Origin of the sequence: Bradyrhizobium icense (genome assembly GCF_001693385.1) — a bacterium.
Taxonomy (GTDB): domain Bacteria; phylum Pseudomonadota; class Alphaproteobacteria; order Rhizobiales; family Xanthobacteraceae; genus Bradyrhizobium; species Bradyrhizobium icense.
On the sequence record NZ_CP016428.1, the window covers coordinates 2712777 to 2734449 of the forward strand.

Consider the following 21673-nt stretch of genomic DNA (forward strand, 5'->3'; position numbering starts at 1 on the left):
CACTTCCGCCACAACTGCGGAAATGGGATAATCCCAAGCGTCGGCCGATGCCTTGGCTCAGATGCCTCGGCTCAAGTGTAACCGAGGTCGCTCATCAGCTTCGTCAGAGCCTGGCCGCCCTTTGCGGCGGTGTCACCCTTCGCAATCTCCTTCTTCAGAATGGCGTTCGATGCATCGGCCAATCTCTTGAGAACGTCGTCGGGAAAGCGGACGACCTCGACGTTCATCTTCTCTTTCCCGGTATTCAAAGAAATCGCTTCCTGGTGCAGGTACTCGACCGAGCGACGGAAGTACCGTTCCTCGACCAGCGAGATGAACTGCAGTCGCATATCGGCTGCCAGCTTGTCGAGGGCGGCGATGTTGATGATGTAGGCGTCGTTCGCAAAGCCCAGCGCCGGCTTCATGTGATACGGCGCCACTTCCCACAGCTTCATTGACAGCGCACCGATTGCCGCGCCCCAATGGGCACCGTCGACGACGCCTGTCGCCAGCCCCTGATAGAGTTCCGGACCTGCGATTTGCTGCGGTGAAGCACCTGCAGCAGCCAAATACTCGAGCATTGTTCCGGTCGAACGGACCTTGAGCGAGCTCAGATCGGCGGCCGAGGTGATCTTCTTCTTTAGCACGAGCTCGGTTGGGTAGGACTTATCGCCCATCATGATGACGCCCTTCGGGCGCAGCTGATCGTTGACCATCTTCTCGATGCCTAGATTTTTGGTCAGATGCATCAGCTCCCAGCTCTCGCGGAGCGTGCCCGGCACGCCGTAGTACAGGCCCATCGCCTGCGCTTCACCGAGAATGTATGCCGGGGAAATCGTGCCCATCGAGACGACTCCGCGGCGGACGATGTTGTAGATCTCGCGATCCTTCGCAATCTCGCCTGCGCCGTACAGCTCCAGCTTGAAGCGTCCTTCAGTACGTTCATCCAGTTCCTTTGCGAGCACGCCTAGGCTGTCGTCGAACGAGCCCGATGCTTTGGGCCAGTGGGATTGCACTTTCCAGGTGATCTTCTCCTGCGCGTGCGCGACGGAGATGAATGCGGGGGCCGCAGCAACGGCAAGCGAGCCCTTGAGGACCTTACGTCGGTTAACGTTCTCGATTGGTGGGGACAAGGTCGTTCGCTCCATTGATCTTGTGATGATGCGGACACGACGCCTAATTGTGGCAGTCGATCTATGTTTCGATGAGAAACGAAACTGGTCGTTCGGCGTTAGGTTCCTCGGCTACTTGCGGCGCATGCGCGCGGGTCCGAAGCCTGCTCCGCGGTGTGAGACCGTGCGAAGCCCGGAAACGAAATATTGTACGCAATCGGACCGAATATTCAGCGCCAGCAGCATCCCTAGCAGCGGTGGGCGGCGATGTGCACTGCACGTTCCTCTCAAAGCGCAGGGCCGGCGGATTTCAGGATCTTTTGAAGGGGCCCCCTCCCGCTGCGCGCCAAAGGAAACGAAGCCTGACTCCGAATGTTATCTGCGACAGCCAGCTCGTTGCTTTTCGGCGAGGGATCAGGAAGTCGATGCGCCGCTCACCCGACTTGCAGGACAATCCTGCGGAGACGTCGAAGCGTTCAACGGACGAGCTCGCCAGGGGTGCTGATTGCGATCAGCGCGAACCCGCGGAGGTCTCCAAGCGGACCTTAGCCGAGCGGCCGAGCGACATCGATTCAGACGAAGCGGACCAGGCCCGACCCGAGCACGCGCACACCGCAATGGCTGTCCGGGGTCTGCTCATCGCCCTCATTGCCGACCTGACGGCACTACGACGTCGCATCCGGTCGCTGTGGAGGCGGGCGCGGGCAAAGCAGGGACGCGTGAAAGCAAGCCACGGCGACCAGCGCATACGGAAGGAGGGGAGGGCAGTGCGGTGCGCTCCGGCGGTCGTTTCGTTCCTTAAAGGCGCCGTCACGTCGGCGCTAGTCACGGGACTCGTGATCACGGGCGGTATCCTCTGGGCACTGCACGACACGCGCATCGCCGGCAAGTCGTTGCAACCCGGCTGGCCCTCGCTTGTGCTGGAGACCGCCGACGGCCGGCCGCTCGGACGGACCGGCTCGCTCGCTGAAGAGGCGGTCCGAAGCGACTTCCCGGACGTGCTCGTCAATGCGGTAATAAGCGTCGAGGATCGCCGGTTCTACCAGCATCTCGGCATCGACCCGATTGGCATTATGCGCGCGGCGCGCGCGAACTTCGATGTCGGCGGGATTGTGGAAGGTGGCAGCACCATTACGCAGCAGCTCGCCAAGTTGCGCCGCATCGTCGGCCGCGAGCAGACGATCGAACGCAAGCTGCGCGAAGCCTTTGCCGCACTTTGGCTCGACTTCCGCATGGACAAGGACGCGATTCTCACCGAGTACCTGAACCGGATTTATCTTGGCGCAGGAGCCTACGGTGTCGCGGCGGCCGCTCGCATGTACTTCGACAAGCGGCCGGCCGAACTCACCTTGTCCGAAGCCGCGATGCTGGCCGGCCTGATCAAGGCGCCCTCGGAGTATAACCCCATTCGCAATCTTGAAGCGGCGCGTCAGCGGGCCGCACAGGTACTCGACGCGATGGTCGATGCCGGAGCGATCGACGCCAAGGCCGCCGCTGCAGCGAAGGCCGCGCCGGCCGAGGTGAAAGCCGTTGCGCAGTTTGCGCCTGCGACGTCATGGTTTGCCGACTGGATCGCCAAGCACGAGTTTCCGAGAGTGTCCGGTGCCGACACGCGCAGCATTAAAGTGCGTACGACGCTGGTGCCGGAGTTGCAGCAGGCGGCCGAGCGGATCATTGCCGAGGCCTTCAGGGTTCCGCGGCGCGGCGGCCCCTCCCAGGCCGCGCTCGTCGCCATGCGGCCGGACGGCGCCGTTCTCGCCATGGTTGGCGGGCGCGATTATGATCGGAGCCAGTTCAACCGCGCCGCTGACGCCCGTCGGCAACCGGGTTCCGCGTTCAAGCTGTTCGTGTGGCTCGCCGCGTTGCGCAGCGGTTATTCGCTCGATGACGTTGTCGATGCTTCGCCGATCCGGATCAAGGACTGGGAGCCCGGGAATTTTGGCGGACGCCGTTACGGCACCATGACGCTTGAGCAGGCCTTTGCGCACTCGGTCAATACCGCGGCGGTGCGGCTCGGAAACGAAGTCGGGGTGGATAAGGTGGTGACCGCAGCGCGGGATCTTGGGATTGATGCGCCGCTGCCAGCAGTGCCAAGTCTGGCGCTCGGCACTGCCGAGCTGACGCTCGTGGACCTCACTGGCGCCTTTGCATCGGTGCAGGCGGGCCGGCGGGCGGACCCGTTCGGTATCATCGCATTCGGTCCGGAGAAAGAAGGCCTACGTACACTGGGTACACCCACGGGCAAGGCGCTGGAGCATCACCACGAGCTGACGGCGCTCCTGCGCCGGGTTGTGACGAGCGGTACCGGCCGCAGCGCAGATTCCAGCGGCTTTGTCGCCGGAAAAACGGGTACCAGCCAGGATCATCGCGACGCCTGGTTCATAGGCTTCAACGAATCGCTGGTAATTGGGGTGTGGGTCGGCAATGACGACCACTCGCCGATGCGGGGCGTGACCGGTGGGTCCGTGCCGGTGCAGATCTGGCGCCGCTTCGTCGAGGCGGCAGGAGCGGTGGCGTGGACGGGACCGCACATTGCCGCAGAACCAACAGCCGCACCATTAGAGACCGCCGGCACGGACGACCGAGGCAATATGTCTGACCTCCTTGGATTCTCCGGCACCGCCATGCGTGTGTCGCCGGAATGCGATCGTGAGGCCTGCTCCGATGCTTACGAATCGTTCCGCGCGTCCGACTGCACGTATCAGCCGTATCAGGGCGAACGCCAAATATGCAACATTCCGCCAGCGAGAGGTACGCCTGACGCATCGATGGCGCAGATCCCGGCCAACTCGTCTTGTAATGTCGGCGTATGCTCGCGCCGTTATCGTTCGTTCGACTCGACTGACTGCAGCTACCAGCCTTATGGGGGTGGTCCACGCCGGTTCTGCGACGCGGATCAATAGGGGCCAGGCAGCAAGGAAGCGCCCAGCGCAAGAAACTCGACGGCATGGGTGCTGCAAAAAACAATGGTGCCGGATCCTACATGAATCAATCCCGGACCACGGAATGAGCTATGGCTTCCTTTGACAGGATTGATCGGGCTAGAGCGGCATTCGACCGTCAGCAATGGGCCAGCGTCCTCGCCGAGCTGGCGGCGTCCGATCAGATATCGCCGCTCCAAGCCGACGATCGGCGCGCTCGACGAGGCCGCTCGCTGGGCGTTCTGGCTCAGCCTGTCTCATCTTCTCGCTGGCGAACCGGCGCACGGCGTCGAAAGGGTCTCCTAGCGGCCGCCCAACTCAAGCCGGGGAGCGTGTCCTCGAGGTTGCCTGCGGCACCGGAGTTGTCGCCCGCTCAGCGGCCAACGCTGTCGGGCCTACGGAGACCGTTGCCGGCCTCGACGTTAGTCCGGGAATGCTGACCAGGCCCGCAAGCAGGTCCCGTCCGGCAATTCGATCCATTGGTACGAGGCAAGTGCCGAAGCGATGCCACTGCCGGACGATTCCTTCGATGTCGTGCTATGCCAAATGGGACTGCAGTTCATGGCCAATAAACGGGCAGCCATTAGCGAAATGCATCGTGTTCTGGTGCCCGGCGGACGAGCGCTTGTTACTGTACCGGGACCAGAGCCCGATCTCTTTTCCGTCATGGGAGACGCGCTCGGTCGCCGAATCGGTTCCGGAAGTGGCGGCGTTCGAGCGCACCGCTTTTTCGCTCCACGACGAATCTGAGATCTGCAAGCTGTTGGAGGAGGCCGGCTTCGGCAGGGTAGAAGTGGAAGCCGCCACGGCCCGGCTCGAGGTACCTGAGCCGCGGGAATTTCTATGGCAATACCATTACTTCGACGCCGATGATCGGCGGGGTGATGAAGGTCGATGAAGCAACGCGAACCGCCTTCGAGCGGGAAGTGACGAACAAATGGCAACCGTTCCGGACCAACGGCGGCATGAATCTTGAAGTGCGGATCACAACCGCCATTGGCTGGGCTAGCCTCGCCATGGTGGGATCACCGGCGCAGGGGGATCGTCTCCTCGCTCGCGCCGGTACCGTTGATCAGCCAGTCAACTCGGCCGTGCGTCGTTCTTGTGGTGCCTCAACGTGCCTTGCGGCAAGCAGCGTGTAAGTTGCGGGAACGACGAACAGCGTAAACGCGGTTCCGATCAGTAGGCCGCTACCGATCACAAGGCCGATATTGAAGCGCGAGACCGCTCCGGCTCCGCTGGCAAGGACGAGCGGTACAACCCCGAAGACCGTCGCCGCTGTCGTCATGAGGATCGGACGCAAGCGGACCGCGGCCGCCTCCTCAATGGCCTCGCGCTTGGATCTGCCCGCAAGCCGCAGGTCGTTGGCGAATTTGACGATCAGGATCGCATGCTTGCTGACAAGCCCCATCAACGTGACCAGACCAACCTGCGTGTAGATATTGATCGAGGCGCCGCCGAGTCCAATGAAGATGAAGAGCAGTGCGCCCGCAATCGACATCGGCACCGAAACGAGGATGGTGAGAGGGTCCCGGAAGCTCTCGAACAGGGCCGCCAGCGAGAGGTAGATGGTCAGCAGGGCAAACGAGAAGGTCAGGAGGAAGCCGGTGGATTCCTGAATGTACTGCCGGGAGAGACCGCTATAGTCCACACGATAGCCCTGCGGCAAAGTCTCCTTCGCGAGGTTAGTTAGGTACTGCAGTGCATCGGCTTGTGCGACGTTTGGCATTGCGACACCCTGGATCGTCGCACTGTTTAGCTGCTGGAAATGGTCCAGGGACTGCGGTACCGTTTTCGTGACAATACGCGCGACCGACGAAAGGGGGACGGGAATCCCGTTCGTGTTGATCACATTGTAGTCGAGCACCTGGCCGGGATCTTGCCGGAGACTCTGCTTGACTTGCGGTATGACCTTGTAGGAGCGGCGATCGAGCGAGAAGTAGTTGATGTAGCCACCGCTCAGCATGGTGGCCATCGAGCTGCCGATGTCAGCCATCCTTAAGCCGAGTTGCGCAGCCTTGTCCCGGTCGATCTCGACGATGGCTTGCGGGTTGTCGATCTTGAGCGTCGTGTCGAGAAAAATGAACAGGCCGCTCTGCCGCGCGCGCTGCAGGAATTCCTGGGCAATCGCGTTCAAGCGATCGAATGAATCCGTGGTCGTAAGCACGAACTGGACGGGCAGTCCCTGGCTGCCGGGCAGTGGAGGGAGCTGAAAGGCAGCGATACGCGCACCGGCCACATCATTGAGTCTGTCCTGCACAAGCGGCTGCAACTCGTTGCTAGTCCTTTCGCGCTCATCCCACGGCTTCAGCACCATTCCGGCAATCGTGTTGCCGGGAGCGTCGATTTGAAAGACGTGTGCGGTCTCCGGGAACTCCTTGAAGATGTTGTAAACCCGCTCGGCATACAGGAGCTTCTGCGCCAGTGTGGCGTTCGGCGCCAACGTCGAGGAGGCGATGATCACGCCCTGGTCTTCCTGTGGCGCCAGCTCGCTCTTCGCGCCGGCGTAAAGGAAATAGATGCTGGACAATACCAGCCCGGCAAAGGTCAGGGTAACCGGCAAATAGTTGAGGCTCCCATGAAGCAACCGCCGGTATCGGCGACGAATAGAATCGAAGACTCGGTCGATCAATTCAGTGAACCGGAATCCACGCCGCGCAGTCGTCTCCGGGGACCGCAACAGCCTCGAGCCCATCATGGGGGATAGCGTCAGCGCGACGACCGCGGAGATCGTCACTGCACCCGCAAGTGTGAAAGCGAACTCCGTGAACAGAGCGCCGGTCAGGCCGCTCTGGAAGGCGATAGGAACATAGACCGCGATAAGCACGACCGTCATGGCAATGATTGGCGTGCCAAGTTCGCGAGCGGCAAGAATTGCCGCCTGCATCGGCCGCTCTCCGCGCTCCAGATGCCTGTTCACGTTCTCGACGACGATGATTGCGTCGTCGACCACGAGGCCGATCGCCAGAACCAGTGCGAGAAGCGTCAGCAGATTGATGGAGTAGCCAAGCGCCAGCATCATCGTGAAAGTGCCGACCAGCGAGAGCGGTATGGCGACGGCGGCGATGAACACCGAGCGAAGGGAGCCGAGAAAGAGAAACACGACACAGTTGACGATGATCAGCGCCTCGACGAGCGTGCGGAGCACGTCATCAATCGCGCTGTTGACGAAGTCGGTTGAATCATAAACGATCTGGCCGCGAAGTCCGGTGGGAAGCTGGGCGACGATATCCGGAAACACCTTGTGCACGCCGGAAATGACCTCCAGCAGATTGGCGTTGGGCGCCACCTTGATGCCGATGTAGACGGCCGGCTTGGCGTCGAATGCAACCTGCGTGTCGTAACTGTCTGCGCCCAGAACGACATGCGCGACGTCCTTCAGGCGAACGATGGCGCCGCCGGAATGCTTCAACACCAGATTGGCGAATTCCTCGCGTGAATGAAGTCCGGTGGTCGCCGAAAGATTCACCTGAACCATCTCGCCTTTGGTGGTGCCGAGGCCGGAGATGAAATTGTTCTGCGCCAGCGCATTTCTGACGTCCGCCGGTGTCAGGCCGTACGCGGAAAGTTTTGCCGGATCGAGCCAAGCGCGCAGAGCGAAATTCTGGCCTCCGAGAATCTCGGCGGTTTGTACGCCGGGCAGGGCCTGAAGCCTGGGCTGAACGACCCGTGTCAGGTAGTCGGTGATCTGGTTGCGTTCCAGTACCTCGCTGTCGAAGCCCAGATACATGGCGTCGATCGTCTGCCCGATCTCGACGGTAAGGACTGGCCGCTGCGATCGCTCCGGGAGCTGGTTGAGTACCGAGCTGACTTTGGTATTGATCTCCGTGAGCGCCTTGTTGGGGTCGTAGTTCAGGCGGAGATTGATCGTGATTGTACTGACGCCGGTCGTGCTCTTGGAGCTCATGTAATCGATGCCGTTCGCCTGCGCGATCGCGTTCTCGAGGGGAGTCGTGATGAAGCCGGACACCACGTCGGGATCGGCGCCGTAGTAGGTCGTTGTTACCGTGATGACGGCGTTCTCTGTTCTTGGATACTGCAGGATCGGCAACACGCCCATCGCGCGCAGACCTAACGCGAGGATGATCAGGTTGACAACGATCGCAAGGACCGGCTTGCGGACGAAGAGATCGGTGAATTTCATGACCCGCTATTCCTCGGTCAGTTTCGGATTCCGTTCGTCAGGAAGCTGCACCTCGTTGTTGATCTTGACCGGTGAGCCATGACGAAGCTTCATTTGTCCGGCCGTGACGACAGTATCGCCGCTTTCGACACCGTCGAGGAGGGCGACCTCGTTGCCGCGGATGGGTCCGGTCTTGACGAAGGTCTGCCTGGCAACGCCGTCAACCTCGCCTGCCTTTCCCTGCTCGTGCTTCTCGACCAGATACACGATGTCTCCGTACGAGTTGTAGGAGATCGCAGTCCTGGGTAACGTGACGTAGCGCTTGGGTTCTCCCGTTTCGATGGTGACGTTGACAAACATGCCGGGCAGCAGCCGTTCTGAGGCGTTGCCGACGGTGGCGCGAACCAGCACGGTGCGTGTTTCGGTGTCCACCTCCGAGTTGATCGAGGATATCTTTCCGTCAAAGGAAGCGTCCGGATAAGCGTCGGTCGTGACATCGACGGTCTGGCCCACGCTGATGTTCGCAAGCGATTGTTGGGGAAGGTGGAAATCCACGTGGATCGGATCGAGCTGCTGCAGCGTCACGATCGGCGTGCCGGCCGCAATATATTGTCCGAGATCCACGCGGCGAATGCCAAGGCGCCCGGAGAACGGGGCGCGGACGGATTTGTAATCGAGCAGGGCCTGCTGTTCGGCAACCTGGGCCTCGGCGTTCTTCAGCGTCGCCTGATCCGAATCCAGCGTCTGCTGCGTGACCGCATTGGTACTCAGCGAGGAGTGACGTTCATACGTCAGCTGGGCCAGCCGGGCCGTCGCTTTCAACGCATTGAGGCGGGCAATATCCGCGTCCGCGGTAAGTTCGACGAGAAGGTCACCCTTCTTGACGTTGGTCCCGGACCGAAAGTGCAGAGCTGATACAGTCCCGGAAGCCTGAGGACTGACGTCGGTACCGTTGATTGCGCGGACGCTGCCGACGGCGTTCAGCGTGCTTCGCCAGTCTTCGAAATGGGCGACGGTGGTCGAGACCGACTGCGGCGGATTTTGCAGGGCAGCAATAGCCTTTTCGATCATTCGCTGCTTGAAGGCTTGAAAGCCGAACACCGCGGCAAAAACGATGCCCACGGCCACCAGCATGATCAACATTCGTTTAATCATGTCTGCACGACCGAACTGAAGTTCCACACGATGTCGAGCGAATTCTCTCGGATCTGATCCTGTCCTTCACGAGATGATGTCGGCGCACCGGAAAGCTCCACGACACGAGGACTCCGACGATGAACCGGCCCGCAAGATCGTGCAGATCCCCGGCAAATACGCCGTGGCGACAAAATAGTTTCAGTCGCGCTGCGCTGCGGGATGCGGACATGAGCCGTCTTACTTGCTTACTGGACCGGCAACGCTGCCGTAGCCGTGTCGATCCTCGGGAGCAATCACATTTCTCGCCTTTTGGGAGAGAGTAGAAAGACGGTTGAGGAAAGGGGTGGTCTCGTGCGCTGATCGGCTATTCCATTCGGCGTTCGCCGGTACAGACCGGTACAAAGAGCAAGGAACGGTCTGGTCGCGGGCGGTTCTCGCCGCTCTTACGGTCGATCGCAAATGAGCCGGTGGCGCTTTCGACACTTTGCCGCGTTTCTCTCGCGGTCACTAATAGGCCTACGTGCTAAAGTGATCGTGCCCATGTGGGAGGGCTGCTTCCGTGGCTTCTTCTTCCGTTTTCTGCCAGCGTTCGGCGCTCTCCGCTATCCGGTCATACTCCTCAGCAACCCTGAGAAGGTCCACCCTCGAATCGCGATCATAGCGACTGCCCATCTTGGCACGGGTCTACGCGGCGCGCTTACGCCAGAAATTGGGATCACGAACGGGTTCATGTTACGCTCCTCCACACAATTTGCAGTTAGTTAGCAGAATTGTTGCGTATTCGACATTGACTGAGCGGTTCTCGAGCTCGAGAAAATTGCTCGCGCCCGGCTGCAGAGGGGGCCTGCAGGTGGCCTCCCTTGTGAGCGACTGCTCAAAGGTCCCAACGAGCTGTACGCATTAAAGATTGGCTACGCCATAGGCCATGCGTTTCCTTCGCTGTTCTACGATCTCGCGGCCCCTGTTTACATGATGCAGCCGCGGCGATCTTGTCGTCCAGGCCCAGCATGAATTCGCGCATCGCAAGTAGCCACGCTTGATCGCCAGCTCAGAGCTGGCACCCGGGGCGCCAGCTAATAGCTTATTGGAATCTGACGCCGATCAAATCGTCCATTCGCCATATCACCTTGCACCCGCAGCGCAAACCATCGGGTGCGATCTCGAGGATGAATTTCGTTGGGATGCCAGTTGGCTAGCCACCTCCAGCAACCGCTCCAGTCTCGGATTGGCTACGAGTAAGGTAGGTCATTGTGCGCCAGCTGAATTCGATACTCCCCGATTTCAAGTTGCTTCTCCAGCGGGGCCGTCACCTCTTCACGTTATTTCAATCCGACGCATGGTCACGCACCGTCAGTACGCCAGCGGACCAACAAAGCGCTGTCCTGATTTCTCACACAATGGCCAGCGGCGGCCGAGCTGCGTTACCTGGCAAAGGCGAGGTGGGACAACAGGGATTGACGAGATATCACGGCGGCTGCGGCCGTCGCGCCGCGCGATCCTGACATGACTCGTCCTGCTCAACTTTCCTGGCTGATCGGCAGCGCTGCCGCTGGCATCCGAATCCTCGGGAGCGATTATATTTCTCGCCACGCCCGGGAGGATGCAAGAGGTCCGGGAAAAAACGGCTTCAATCGACTGGCTCATCGGGCGTCCGGTTGGTACGGTAACGGCCAATAAAAACTAGGAACGATCTCGGAACGATCTCAACGTGCATAGGTTGAGATCGTGATCGCCTGAGAAAATCAGGGACCGGCTATGCCGCTGACGGGCTGGGTCTCGCCACCTCGTCGGAGGATCGAACATGTACCAGTCCGTCCGATATTGCTTCGTGATCGCGAGTGCCTGCCTCCTGCTAATGACGCATGTCGACGCGCAGACGCAACCCAACAATTCCACGCGGCAGGCGGAGCGAGATGGTGAACTGTGCCGGCAGGACCTCGCGGCGTTGGATCCTCAGTTCGAGCAATACCGCAAATCCAGCGCGAACGCCGGAACGGAAGAGGCGACCAGTCGCTTGCGCAAGTATGAACATCTTCGCGAGGCGGCGCGCATTCTCGGGGAAGATGGCCGTTTCGACGCTTGCCGGATGGTGACCTTCGAAATTCGGGAGATGTGGGATTACGAGAAATCGCCCATGCGAGGCACGAATACGCCATGAAGATGCGAGAACCTTGAAGATGTCCAACAACGATCAAACGGCAGGTCGCGAAAGCCTTGGCAAGGCATGCTCGCAGACTGACACGCACAAAGGCGATCCAAATACAATGGATCGAGGGCGCCGCGGACTCCTCGTAGGGGCGATCGCGGCTAGCGCCTCCGCGACGTTGCCTTTGGTTGAAGGCGTGCCGAACGCAGAGCCCTCGTCCGATCGTCGATCAGTGACCTATCGGGAAACGGAACACATCCGCCAAGCCTATCGACGAATGCGGTTCTGAGAGCCAAGGGGAAGAGTAATGTTGCGCAGAGCAGATTCCGAGCGGAAACGGGCACAAAGGTTGGCCGTCCCCGCTGGTGTGCCTGGTGGTGTATCCCGGCGGGACTTTCTTCGTCGTTCGGGGCTCACCACCGGAACGCTCGCGCTGGCAGGCACCATACAACCAGCCTTCGTCCGCAGGGCAAAGGCACAGGCCGCGCCGACCGGCGGCGGGTTCGAACTCAAGAAGACGGTTTGCCCGTTCTGTGCGGTGGGTTGCTCGATTTGGGCCGAGGTCAAAAACGGTGTCTGGATCGGCCAGGAGCCGACCTTCGAAAGCCCCATCAACATGGGTACCCATTGCGCCAAAGGGGCGGCGACGCGAGAGCTGGTGATCGGCGAGCGGCGGCTGAAGTACCCGACGAAACTCGTCAACGGAAAGTGGGAGCGCATCAGCTGGGATCAGGCGATAAATGAAATCGGCGACAAGCTTCTGCAGATCCGCGAACAGTCCGGTCCCGATTCAGCTTACTGGCTTGGATCCGCCAAGTTCAGCAACGAGCAAGCCTACCTGATGCGGAAGTTCGCTGCCTTCTGGGGCAGCAACAACGTCGATCATCAAGCGCGCATTTGTCACTCGACGACCGTTGCCGGCGTTGCCAACGTGTTCGGCTATGGGGCGATGACAAACAGCTTCAACGACATCCAGAACAGCCGCTCCATTTTCCTGATCGGCGGCAATCCAGCTGAAGCCCATCCGGTCTCCATGCTTCATTTGCTCAAGGCGAAGGAGGACGGCGCGAAGCTCATCGTCATCGATCCGCGCTTTACCCGCACGGCACGCCACGCGAACGAGTACGTTCGGCTGCGCACCGGAACCGACGTGGCATTCATGTACGGCGTGCTTTGGCACATTTTCGAGAATGGTTGGGAAGACAAGGATTTCATCAAATCGCGCGTCTACGGAATGGATGCAGTTCGAAAGGAAGTCAAGAAATGGAACCCGGTGGAGACGGAGCGCGTCACGGGAGTACCCGGGGAGCAAGTGCTGCGGGTCGCCCGCACCATGGCAGAAAATCGGCCTGGAACGCTGATCTGGTGTATGGGGCTCACTCAATCGCACATCGGCAACAACAAGACGCGCGCCGCGACCCTTGTGCAAATGGCGCTCGGAAACATGGGCGTTCCCGGCGGCGGCACCAACATCTTCCGCGGCCACGACAACGTACAGGGCGCGACGGATCTCGGCCTGCTCTGCCATGATCTGCCAGGCTATTACGGTCTCGCCGAAGGCGCTTGGCGGCATTGGGCACGTGTTTGGGACGTCGACTACGAATGGTTGAAGGGCCGTTTCGCCAGCAAGGAGCTTATGGAGCAGAAGGGTATCCCGGTATCGCGCTGGTTCGACGGGGTGATCGAGAACAAGGAGAACGTCGATCAACCCAACAAGATCAGGGCAATGGTTTACTGGGGCCACGCGCCGAACTCGCAGACCCGGTTGCCCGATCTCAAAAAGGGCATGGAGCAGCTGGATCTCATGGTCGTCATCGATCCAGTGCCGACACTCTCGGCCGTGCTGTCGGAGCGGCGTGATGGCGTGTTCCTGTTGCCGGCTGCGAGCACGATGGAGTGCGCCGGATCCGTCACGAACTCGCAAAGGGCACTTCAATGGCGTGAGAAGGTTGTCGATCCTGTTTTCGAATCCAAGACCGACTACGAGATCACGCATCTGCTGGCAAGGAAGCTTGGTTTTGTCGACCAACTCTTCAAGCACATTTCGATGGAAGGAAATCAACCCCTCGCCGAGGACATCACGCGTGAGTTCAATCAGGGTATGTGGACCGTCGGCTATTCCGGACAATCACCGGAACGCCTCAAGCTGCACATGCAGCACCAGGACAAGTTCGACACGCGCACGTCGCTCGGCATGAGTGCACCCGTGGAAGGTGAGTACTACGGGATGCCCTGGCCATGCTGGGGCACAGCCGACATTCGCCATCCGGGCACGCCCATCCTCTACGATGAATCAAAGTCCGTGGCGAAAGGCGGACTGCCGTTCCGCGCCCGCTGGGGCGTCGAGCATAACGGCACGACGCTGCTGGCTGAAGGCACCTACACGAAAGGATCGGCCATACAGGATGGCTATCCGGAAATGACTGTCGCCGTGTTGGAGAAGCTGGGCTATGTATCGCAGCTCTCGGCGCGAGAGAAGGTGATCATCGCTGCGATTGCAATCGACGGTTACGATCCGTCACTGTCGAAAATCACGGAAGAACGCGCACGCCAGCTGCTCGGGCAAATGGAGGCCGCGGAAGGTGGCGCAATCACCAGCAATCCGCAGATTCCCTCGGCCTCGAACTCCAATCAGTTCCCGAATATCTCGACACGAGCGCGAGAGGCCATACGCGCCTATGTTGCCGAGGGTCCCCAGGGGGCCAAGAGTGGCATGCACGCGCGGCAGGATAAGGATCTTGGTGAAGCCGAGTTCGGCAGCCCAGGTGCAGGAAGAGACCAACAGCCCATTCGGGACGGCAAAAATCCCCGAGACAAGGTCCTCAAGGTCAACTGGAAGACTGACCTCTCCGGCGGCATTCAGCGCGTCGCCATTGCTAACGGTCTTGCCCCGTTCGGCAACGGCAAGGCACGCGCGCTCGTCTGGAATTTTCCCGATGCGGTGCCCGTTCACCGGGAGCCGCTCCATACGCCGCGGCGTGACCTCGTCAAGGACTATCCTACCTATAACGACCGCCGCGATTACCGCCTCCCGGTGCTGTACCGCAGCATTCAGGAGCACGATTTCACCCGGGAATTCCCGATGATCCTCACAACCGGGCGGCTCGTGGAGTATGAGGGCGGAGGGGACGAGACGCGGGCTAACAAATGGTTGGCCGAGCTGCAGCAGGAAATGTTTGTCGAGATCAATCCTCATGATGCCCGTTCCAAGGGCGTGAGGGACAAGGATCTGGTCTGGATTCACAGTCCTAGCGGCGGCCGCATCAAGGTGGTCGCGATGGTAACGGAGCGGGTCGGACCCGGCACGGTATTCCTGCCGTTTCACTTTGGCGGTTACTGGATGGGCGAGAGCATCGCCGACAGATATCCCGAGGGAGCCGCGCCCTGGGTGGTCGGGGAATCCGCGAACACTGCCGGCACCTACGGATATGACGTCGTAACCTTCATGCAAGAGGCAAAAGGAACCCTTTGTCGAGTCGAAAGGGCTTAGAAGATGGTACGAATGAAATTTCTGTTGGATGCAGAACGCTGCATCGAATGCAACGCCTGCACGACGGCTTGCAAGAATGAACATGAGGTGCCGTGGGGAATGAACCGGCGACGCCTGGTCACCATCAATGACGGCAGGCCTGATGAGAAATCCATTTCGGTAGCCTGCATGCACTGCACTGATGCGCCGTGCATTGCGGTATGCCCCGTCAAGTGCATCTATCAGACCGAAATCGGCGTCGTCCTACATGACAAGGACATCTGCATCGGTTGTGGTTACTGCTACTACGCCTGCCCCTTCGGTGCGCCGCAGTTTCCCCAGGCGACGATGTTCGGCAGCCGCGGCAGGATGGACAAATGTACGTACTGTGCCGGCGGCCCGGAAGCCGACCATTCTGATGCTGAGTTCGAAAAATACGGGCGCAATCGAATCGCCGAGGGAAAACTGCCGATCTGTGCGGAGATGTGCTCCACGCGTGCGTTGCTGGCTGGAGATGGCGAGATCATCCGCGAGATCTACATGGAGCGCGTTATCAAGCGCGGCTACGGCAGCGGCGCCTGGGGCTGGGCGACCGCCTACTACGGCAGCCGTGCCCAGGACGGCGCAGACGTCGCTCAGAAGACGGAATCGACAACTACAGGCTCCGCTGCGGCGGCTCGATAGGAGAACGCCATGGTTCGGATAGCGGCAGCGATTTGCAGTCTGCTGTTTGCGGCGCTTCTCATCTGGGTGGGTATCAGCACCTTCACCCATCCTGATCCGATGGTGGTGCCGACGAACGGCGTCATCAATGGCGCCGCGGCCGATACGCTGCCGACTGGTCCGCAGGCTCGCCGGGCGCTCGCCGAACGCACGCAACTGCAGCGTTGGCGCACAGAGTCTGGACCATCTCCCGAGGGCCGTTTTACGACAGGCCAGGCGATTTCGGGCGCGCAGATGCCACGTAACGGCGAGACGCCACCAAGTGCGAATCAAACCCTGACGCGGGAATGGCTTGCCGCGCGCGACAACGACTGGCCGGTGCTGATCGACCGCGGATACATTGCAGGTACCTCATCGCTCCCCGCTGCGCGAGACAACGTTTTCATGCAGCCCCAGGGCCGGGATTTTCGACGGCTTCATGAGAGCACGACCTCATATGCTGGCGGCTGGATCATCTTCGGCATTGCGCTTGCAATTAGCTTGTTCTTGCTGGTGCGCGGACGGATTCCGTTGGTGCACGGTTTCAGTGGACGCGAAGTTGAGCGGTTCAGCGGATTGGAACGCGCCAACCACTGGCTCACGGCATCGAGCTTCGTTGTTCTTGCGCTCACCGGCCTCATCCTGATCTACGGCTGGACGCTCCTGCAGCCACTTATCGGTTCTTTAGCCTATGGTTCGGTCGCCAGAGCTAGCCTCTACCTTCACATTGCGTTCGCGGCGCCCTTCTTTCTTGGAATTTGTGTGATGGCGGTGATTTGGTTGCGGCAGAACCTGCCGAGCCGGTTGGACCTGCATTGGATGCGCCGCTTCGGCGGCTTTCTGAGCAATTCCGGAAACAATCCGCCCGCCCGTCGGTTCAATGCCGGTCAGAAACTAGTGTTCTGGGGAGTCGTCATCGGAGGGCTGCTACTGTCCCTGAGCGGCCTCACACTGATGTTTCCATTCTTCTGGACCGACATCCAATGGCTGCAATGGACGCTGCTCGGCCACGCGCTGCTCGCTTTGCTGATGGTCGGCTTGATCCTGGGCCACATCTACATCGGCACGATCGGGATGGAAGGCGCCTTCGACGCCATGTGGAACGGCCGTGTAGACCGCAATTGGGCAGACGAGCACCACAGTCTCTGGCTCGAAGAGCTGGTAAAAGAGGACAGGGCCGGGCGTGCAGAGACTCGGCCGGCCTCGCAGCTCCCGGCCGAATGAAGGGAATTAGATCATGGCGGCGTTTCTCGTCGGACTCGCGGTGGCGGTCGTGGTGGCGGTTGGCAATGTGGTAGCTCTCAACGCCTTCGACAAAAGCACGTCGCAGGCGTTCTACACGCGCTACACGCTCCCGCTCGATTACACCACACCGACGGACGGTCGACTTGACGTGCACAAGTAATGTTCGATGGGAGCCTTGCCGACCCTGTGTTGTTAACTTCTCTACAAATGGGCTGTGAATCCCACAGCGTTTTGAAACTTCGCTTTGGGCACAACCTCAATCGATGAACAAGGGCTTCACCGTTGGTAGTAGAGCTTGGCATTGTGATCGAGTGCAGAGAGCAGGATGGGCCTTGGGGCGGTGTTCTTTGGCGTCCGGTCGCTGTTGTTCCCGGCGGATGGACGAGCCAACAATGGCAGCTCCTGCGCGCTGAAGGTCGGTCCAGTCGCTATTATGCCGGACCTCTCGCACTGGAATTGCATGCGGGAGACGCGGAAGCATATCGGGAAAATCTGGCCGATGCCAATCCATCGGTGTTTGTGGTCTTGCGGCACAACGCAAACTCGGACGAGCCACATGACGTACGACCGGTGCTGGTAACTGCGGCACGATACGAGGCTGAGCTTCATCTTGAGGGTGGCGAGGACGTCATGGAGCCAGTTCCGATGCCTGACCTTTTCGTTCCCTTGATCGAGCAGTTCGTAAGGGATCACCATGTCGAACAACCTTTCATCAAGCGGCAGCGACAATAGTCGCGGCGGGCTTGAACTCGAGGATCATCGTGAAGGCATCCTGACGCGATGGTCGCGCCGTAAGGCCGGAGCTCGACGTGGCGAGCGCATGCTCGATGAAGCTTCCGATGACCCCTCAGGGACGATCGGAACAGGTTCGCACGCGGTCGAACCGACACCTGCTGCCAGGCCCGCACCCGGAACGCCATCTGACCTGCCTGATCCCGAACAGCTCGACATCGCCGCCGATTTCACCGTGTTTCTACGTGACGGTGTAGATCCTCTGCTGCGCCGCGCCGCCCTGCGAAAGCTTTGGACGCTTGATCCGGTATTCGCTTGGCAAGACGGCCTGGTTGAGTACGGCGAGGATTTCACCGACGGCGCCAAGGCTGTGCCGGTAGTGCAAACCGCTTTCCAAGCCTGGGACATGTTATCGGAACTAACGAACAGCGTTCCGAATGCCATCCCTGAATCGTCAAGGCAGACGAGCGAGGCGCTTGTTGCCGAACGGTTAGGCGAAATGGAGCCTCCACGAGATCAAGGGTGCGACCAAGATACCCACGCTGCCGAAAGCGGCGCAAAGAAGTCCCGATCAGCCGGTATGAGGCAGTAAGCGCAACTCCCTCGAGCGCCCCGTGTGCACGCGTTCGCACCGCGATTGCAACGGTCGGGAATGAATCCGGCTGCAGGGCGAACCAATCTGCATCGGCTTTGCGGGCCTGAAGGCGGCAGGTCATTAACGAGTGGCAAAAGCAGAAGCGCGGGTGCTGATCGAGCAGTCCCCGGCTCACAATGGCTACGATCTGAAATTTCCTTCGCCCCGGACCGGCAAGACGATCTGGAGTTTACGGTTCGAGCATTATCATGGGGTATTCTGCCGCTGTATCATAGCGACCAGCCCCACTGCCACTTGTGGCACCGCAACGTCGAATTGAGGATACTGCCCTCAAACAGGAGTTGACCGGGTTAGACACCGGGCCGTAGCACTACGGTACTTGCCGCATTCTCAGCCGGCAGGCCTTCTGCAGAGTTCAAGGGTCGCGTTCGCGCGATTGCAGTGGCCGGCTAATCGAGTTCTTAATTGCAAACAGATCGATAAAACTATCGGCCTGTCTGCGCAGATCGTCGGCGAGCATCGGCGGCTTCGTCCGAATACTCGACACGACGCTGACCTTTGCACCCAATCGTTGAACTCCTTCCACCAGCCGCCGAAAGTCACCATCGCCGGAAAAAAGGAAGATGTGGTCCACGCGGCGGCCAATCTCCAATGCATCGATCGCGAGCTCGATGCCGATACTGCGCGCCGTCCGCCTGCGGCCTTCATGATTTCGGTACTCTTTGATAGATTTCGTCCTAACCGTGAAGCCGTTGTAATCAAGCCAATTAGCTAGTGGCCGAACGGCGTCGAATTCTCCTTCCCTGAAGGTCGTGTAGAAGTACGCGCGGACGAGGGTGTCCGATTTTGAAAACTCATGAAGAAGCTTCTTGTAATCAATCTCGAAGCCAAGATTTTCTGCCGCATATTGCAGATTGGCGAAGTCAATGAAGAGCGCAACTCGATCGGTCATTTCAATTCCTTGAATCCGGGTCCCCCTGGGTTGTAGGAGAATCAGCCTGCGCGCCGTGATCGGTCGTAGGCAGGCCAATGGATATCGTTCCAAACGGACGGTTCCTCCATCCTCGTCGCGGACGGCGGTGTTTGCCGGGAAATGACCGAGGTCGGGCTTGACGGGCCGAACATGATGAGCGCCACCCCCACCAACAATAGCAGGCCCGCGGAAATGGTCGCTGGTACTTCGAAGTCGTGCCGATACTCTCTCAGCTTTGGAGTAATCGTGAGAACAAGGACGAGTATCGTAGCAGGGACAGCGATGCGAAGAATGAAGGCGGATCCATTTGAGCCTACCTGCCACCACCCTCCGACTGTGATGAGGAGGAACGCGAGCAAGTATACCCAAGCGCCCTCAACTCGCCGTCTGCATATAAGTAGACCCGAGACGCTCAGTCCGACGCCGGAGGGGAGATAATAGAGCGGCATGTGCCACACGCCGGCAACGCAGAAGATCGCGCCGACCGAAATCATCACGACCCCGAGGGCGAGTGCGATCCAGTCGGCTGCCGATCTGATTTGAAACATGTGCGAACCTTTGTGACATCGGCTTTGCACAAGCATCGCTATCGGAATGCAGAGACCGCCGGTTCGTTTGTGCGACCACTGCCGGTGCTCGCGATCATGTCAGGTGTTGCTTGGATACTTGAATTCTGGCGCTGCCTTCAACTGCTCGGCGCTAGCATTCATCGTGGCGCGCCATTGATTGTTGGCTCGATCGTAGGTGAGATCGATCGAGGAAGAATGCACCGCGACGTAGCGGCCGGCGATGCCTAAGAACCCGCCGACCGAAAGGATGTAGCCGTCGATTCCGTTCTCGTTGAACGCAATATCCTCGATGGTGGCGATGGCGTCGTCCGCTGTGTTGCGCACTTCGAGTCCGACAATCCTCGAACTCAAGCGGTCTTTCGTTGATATCGCCGTGAATGCGCCGACGGCGTTGCTTACGTCGTTCGTAGGATTGAGCTGATTTTTACCAACTGCCCCGTAATCTGCCGGGTTTCTATGGGTCTGACTAGTCGGCAGCCTTTCTGGAGTGCTGCTGGTCTGCGCAAAAGCTGTTGAAGAAGCGGCAGCAAGGACAGCCGTGGCAATGATGATGTTTCTGTTCATAGTCATCGGTCTACCTCAACTCTTCTTTGTGACTGATACAGTCGAAGTGAAGCTTCGGTGTTGTCAGCGCAGTCATCTGCTTATTTTCAGCCACGCTGCAGTTGGCGCTGGCATACCGATGCACCAAAATGCGCGCAAAATGATTGATTTGCTAGATTGCGTGGTACAGCGCCGTACAGTTTCCGAGCGGCTATCGCGCTGGAAACGAACTATGCGATGCGTCTGCAATCGACGCGACGCGGGTTCTTCCTAAAGCGACTCTGAGCGGTTCAGGCGGGCAGCCCGGAACAGGCGGCCAGATCGGATCCAGGCTCGCTCTCAAGAGTTATCGTCAAGCAAGTTATGGTCAACTGCGAAAGGGAGTCGAACGATGCACGGCAAGGACCAAGGTCAAAAGCCTGAGAAACCCGGACAGCGAGACCCCACGCAACCGCCGCCGCGTCCTAGCCCAAATCCGAATCCGGATGAAAAGAAAAGTTAAAGACCGAATCCGCAAGCGACGGGCTGTTGCCACGAGAGGACTTGACGGCGCCGCCATTCTGAGCCTTGCGGAACGGACGGGCTGCGCTATCTAGCGCACTTCTCCTGCGCGTCCTCAGGGACAAGGATGACGCTGTCCGTCGTAACCGAGATAGGTTCCGGACTGCGGATCGTACGATTTGAACCGTTGCGAACAATAGGCGTCATACTCCCGCGCCTAAGCGCGGCTGTTGGCAATCGCGCTGCCGATAGCACGCCGGCGGCGAAATCTCCGATAGCCGGGCCCCAGCCAAAGTGGCCGCGATGGCCATGTCGCCAATCGTGATGACGCCAGCGTGGTGCCAGCCACGACCGCGCCATCCAACGGTGATGATCGATGAAGAACTTGCGGCCGGTTTGCTGGTTGCGGCTGGAGCTGCAGCCCCGCGTCTCGCATACGGTGCCGACGCAAGAGCGACGACGACTAGTGCGGTCAAGGTGTGCTTCAATCCTATGTAAGTCTCTCATCGGATTCCTGAGAATTTACTAATCCCGCGATACAAAAGAGGTTGCGAATAGGGACGGTGCGAAGGTGTACGCGCACTCCCATTCTTGGAGTTGCATTGTGCCCACTCTTCTCACCGGCGGCGGGAGGTGTCGCTCCGCGATTGATGACCAACAGCGTGTGATCGGCCTTTGTCCAGCGTCAGGAATTTCCCGACCTTCGCCAGAATTGACCCGACTGAAACTGCTGCTGGAGCAGGTGCATATTCGATGAATCCTGATCAGGGAGAGCAGATGCAGGACAGGTACGGCACGAGGGAGACAAGCTAATACATAGATCGTCAATTAAAGCCATAGCGGTGGCGGCGGTTGCGGCCTTGCTATCAGCGACGAGTACCGGTGCACACGGGCCCCGATGATTTTGCGCACATTCAGAAGATGCA

General features: G+C 59.7%; 12 protein-coding genes and 3 pseudogenes. 9 read left to right on the forward strand and 6 right to left on the reverse strand.

Annotated elements, in window-relative coordinates; translation table 11 throughout:
* Positions 1 to 71 precede the first annotated feature (71 nt).
* A complete protein-coding gene (gene dctP, locus LMTR13_RS12730; protein ID WP_236843367.1) occupies positions 72 to 1112 on the reverse strand; it encodes a TRAP transporter substrate-binding protein DctP in 1041 nt (346 codons plus the stop codon).
* 404 nt (positions 1113 to 1516) lie between these two features.
* On the opposite strand from dctP, the gene LMTR13_RS12735 reads away from it, so the two are divergent.
* Positions 1517 to 3994: a PBP1A family penicillin-binding protein gene (locus tag LMTR13_RS12735; RefSeq protein ID WP_065728180.1), complete on the forward strand. Its 2478-nt coding sequence runs from the start codon at positions 1517 to 1519 to the stop codon at positions 3992 to 3994.
* Between the two features lie 163 nt (positions 3995 to 4157).
* A pseudogene (locus LMTR13_RS43660) lies at positions 4158 to 4762 on the forward strand (class I SAM-dependent methyltransferase).
* Between the two features lie 322 nt (positions 4763 to 5084).
* Here the strand turns inward: LMTR13_RS43660 and LMTR13_RS12750 are convergent.
* Positions 5085 to 8156 carry an efflux RND transporter permease subunit gene (locus LMTR13_RS12750; protein WP_065728183.1) on the reverse strand — a complete coding sequence of 1024 codons (3072 nt, stop codon included), beginning with the start codon at positions 8154 to 8156 and terminating at the stop codon, positions 5085 to 5087.
* Between the two features lie 6 nt (positions 8157 to 8162).
* Positions 8163 to 9317 (reverse strand): efflux RND transporter periplasmic adaptor subunit, encoded by a 1155-nt coding sequence (locus LMTR13_RS12755; RefSeq protein ID WP_335622081.1) that lies wholly within the window; start codon positions 9315 to 9317, stop codon positions 8163 to 8165.
* Positions 9318 to 11073: 1756 nt separating this feature from the next.
* Here LMTR13_RS12755 and LMTR13_RS12760 point away from each other — a divergent pair.
* From LMTR13_RS12760 to LMTR13_RS12785, 7 genes and pseudogenes are all read left to right on the forward strand, one after another.
* The gene (locus LMTR13_RS12760; protein ID WP_156795599.1) at positions 11074 to 11430 is read left to right on the forward strand and encodes a hypothetical protein; all 357 of its coding nucleotides are present in this window, start codon (positions 11074 to 11076) and stop codon (positions 11428 to 11430) included.
* Positions 11431 to 11725: 295 nt separating this feature from the next.
* Positions 11726 to 14908 carry a formate dehydrogenase subunit alpha gene (locus LMTR13_RS12765; RefSeq protein WP_083219010.1) on the forward strand — a complete coding sequence of 1061 codons (3183 nt, stop codon included), beginning with the start codon at positions 11726 to 11728 and terminating at the stop codon, positions 14906 to 14908.
* Positions 14909 to 14911: 3 nt separating this feature from the next.
* Positions 14912 to 15487, forward strand: a pseudogene (gene fdh3B, locus LMTR13_RS12770) (formate dehydrogenase FDH3 subunit beta); the annotation flags it as partial.
* 93 nt (positions 15488 to 15580) lie between these two features.
* Positions 15581 to 16813, forward strand: a complete 1233-nt coding sequence (locus tag LMTR13_RS12775; RefSeq protein WP_065728186.1) for a formate dehydrogenase subunit gamma — start codon at positions 15581 to 15583, stop codon at positions 16811 to 16813.
* A gap of 13 nt (positions 16814 to 16826) precedes the next feature.
* Positions 16827 to 16994: a hypothetical protein gene (locus tag LMTR13_RS40695; RefSeq protein WP_156795600.1), complete on the forward strand. Its 168-nt coding sequence runs from the start codon at positions 16827 to 16829 to the stop codon at positions 16992 to 16994.
* A gap of 122 nt (positions 16995 to 17116) precedes the next feature.
* The gene (locus LMTR13_RS39180) at positions 17117 to 17566 is read left to right on the forward strand and encodes a DUF3305 domain-containing protein (protein WP_083219012.1); all 450 of its coding nucleotides are present in this window, start codon (positions 17117 to 17119) and stop codon (positions 17564 to 17566) included.
* Positions 17529 to 18158, forward strand: coding sequence for a DUF3306 domain-containing protein (locus tag LMTR13_RS12785; protein WP_083219013.1), 630 nt, complete (start codon positions 17529 to 17531; stop codon positions 18156 to 18158). Before LMTR13_RS39180 ends, LMTR13_RS12785 begins: the two co-directional genes overlap by 38 nt.
* Positions 18159 to 18576: 418 nt before the next feature.
* Here the strand turns inward: LMTR13_RS12785 and LMTR13_RS12790 are convergent, their stop codons facing one another.
* The 3 genes and pseudogenes from LMTR13_RS12790 to LMTR13_RS40700 all read right to left on the reverse strand — a co-directional run.
* Positions 18577 to 19113 (reverse strand): LabA-like NYN domain-containing protein, encoded by a 537-nt coding sequence (locus LMTR13_RS12790; RefSeq protein ID WP_065728189.1) that lies wholly within the window; start codon positions 19111 to 19113, stop codon positions 18577 to 18579.
* 668 nt (positions 19114 to 19781) lie between these two features.
* On the reverse strand, positions 19782 to 20273 hold the full coding sequence (locus LMTR13_RS39185) for a PRC-barrel domain-containing protein (protein ID WP_083219014.1): 492 nt from the start codon (positions 20271 to 20273) through the stop codon (positions 19782 to 19784).
* Positions 20274 to 20862: 589 nt separating this feature from the next.
* Positions 20863 to 20949, reverse strand: a pseudogene (locus LMTR13_RS40700) (BA14K family protein); the annotation flags it as partial.
* Between the last annotated feature and the right edge of the window lie 724 nt (positions 20950 to 21673).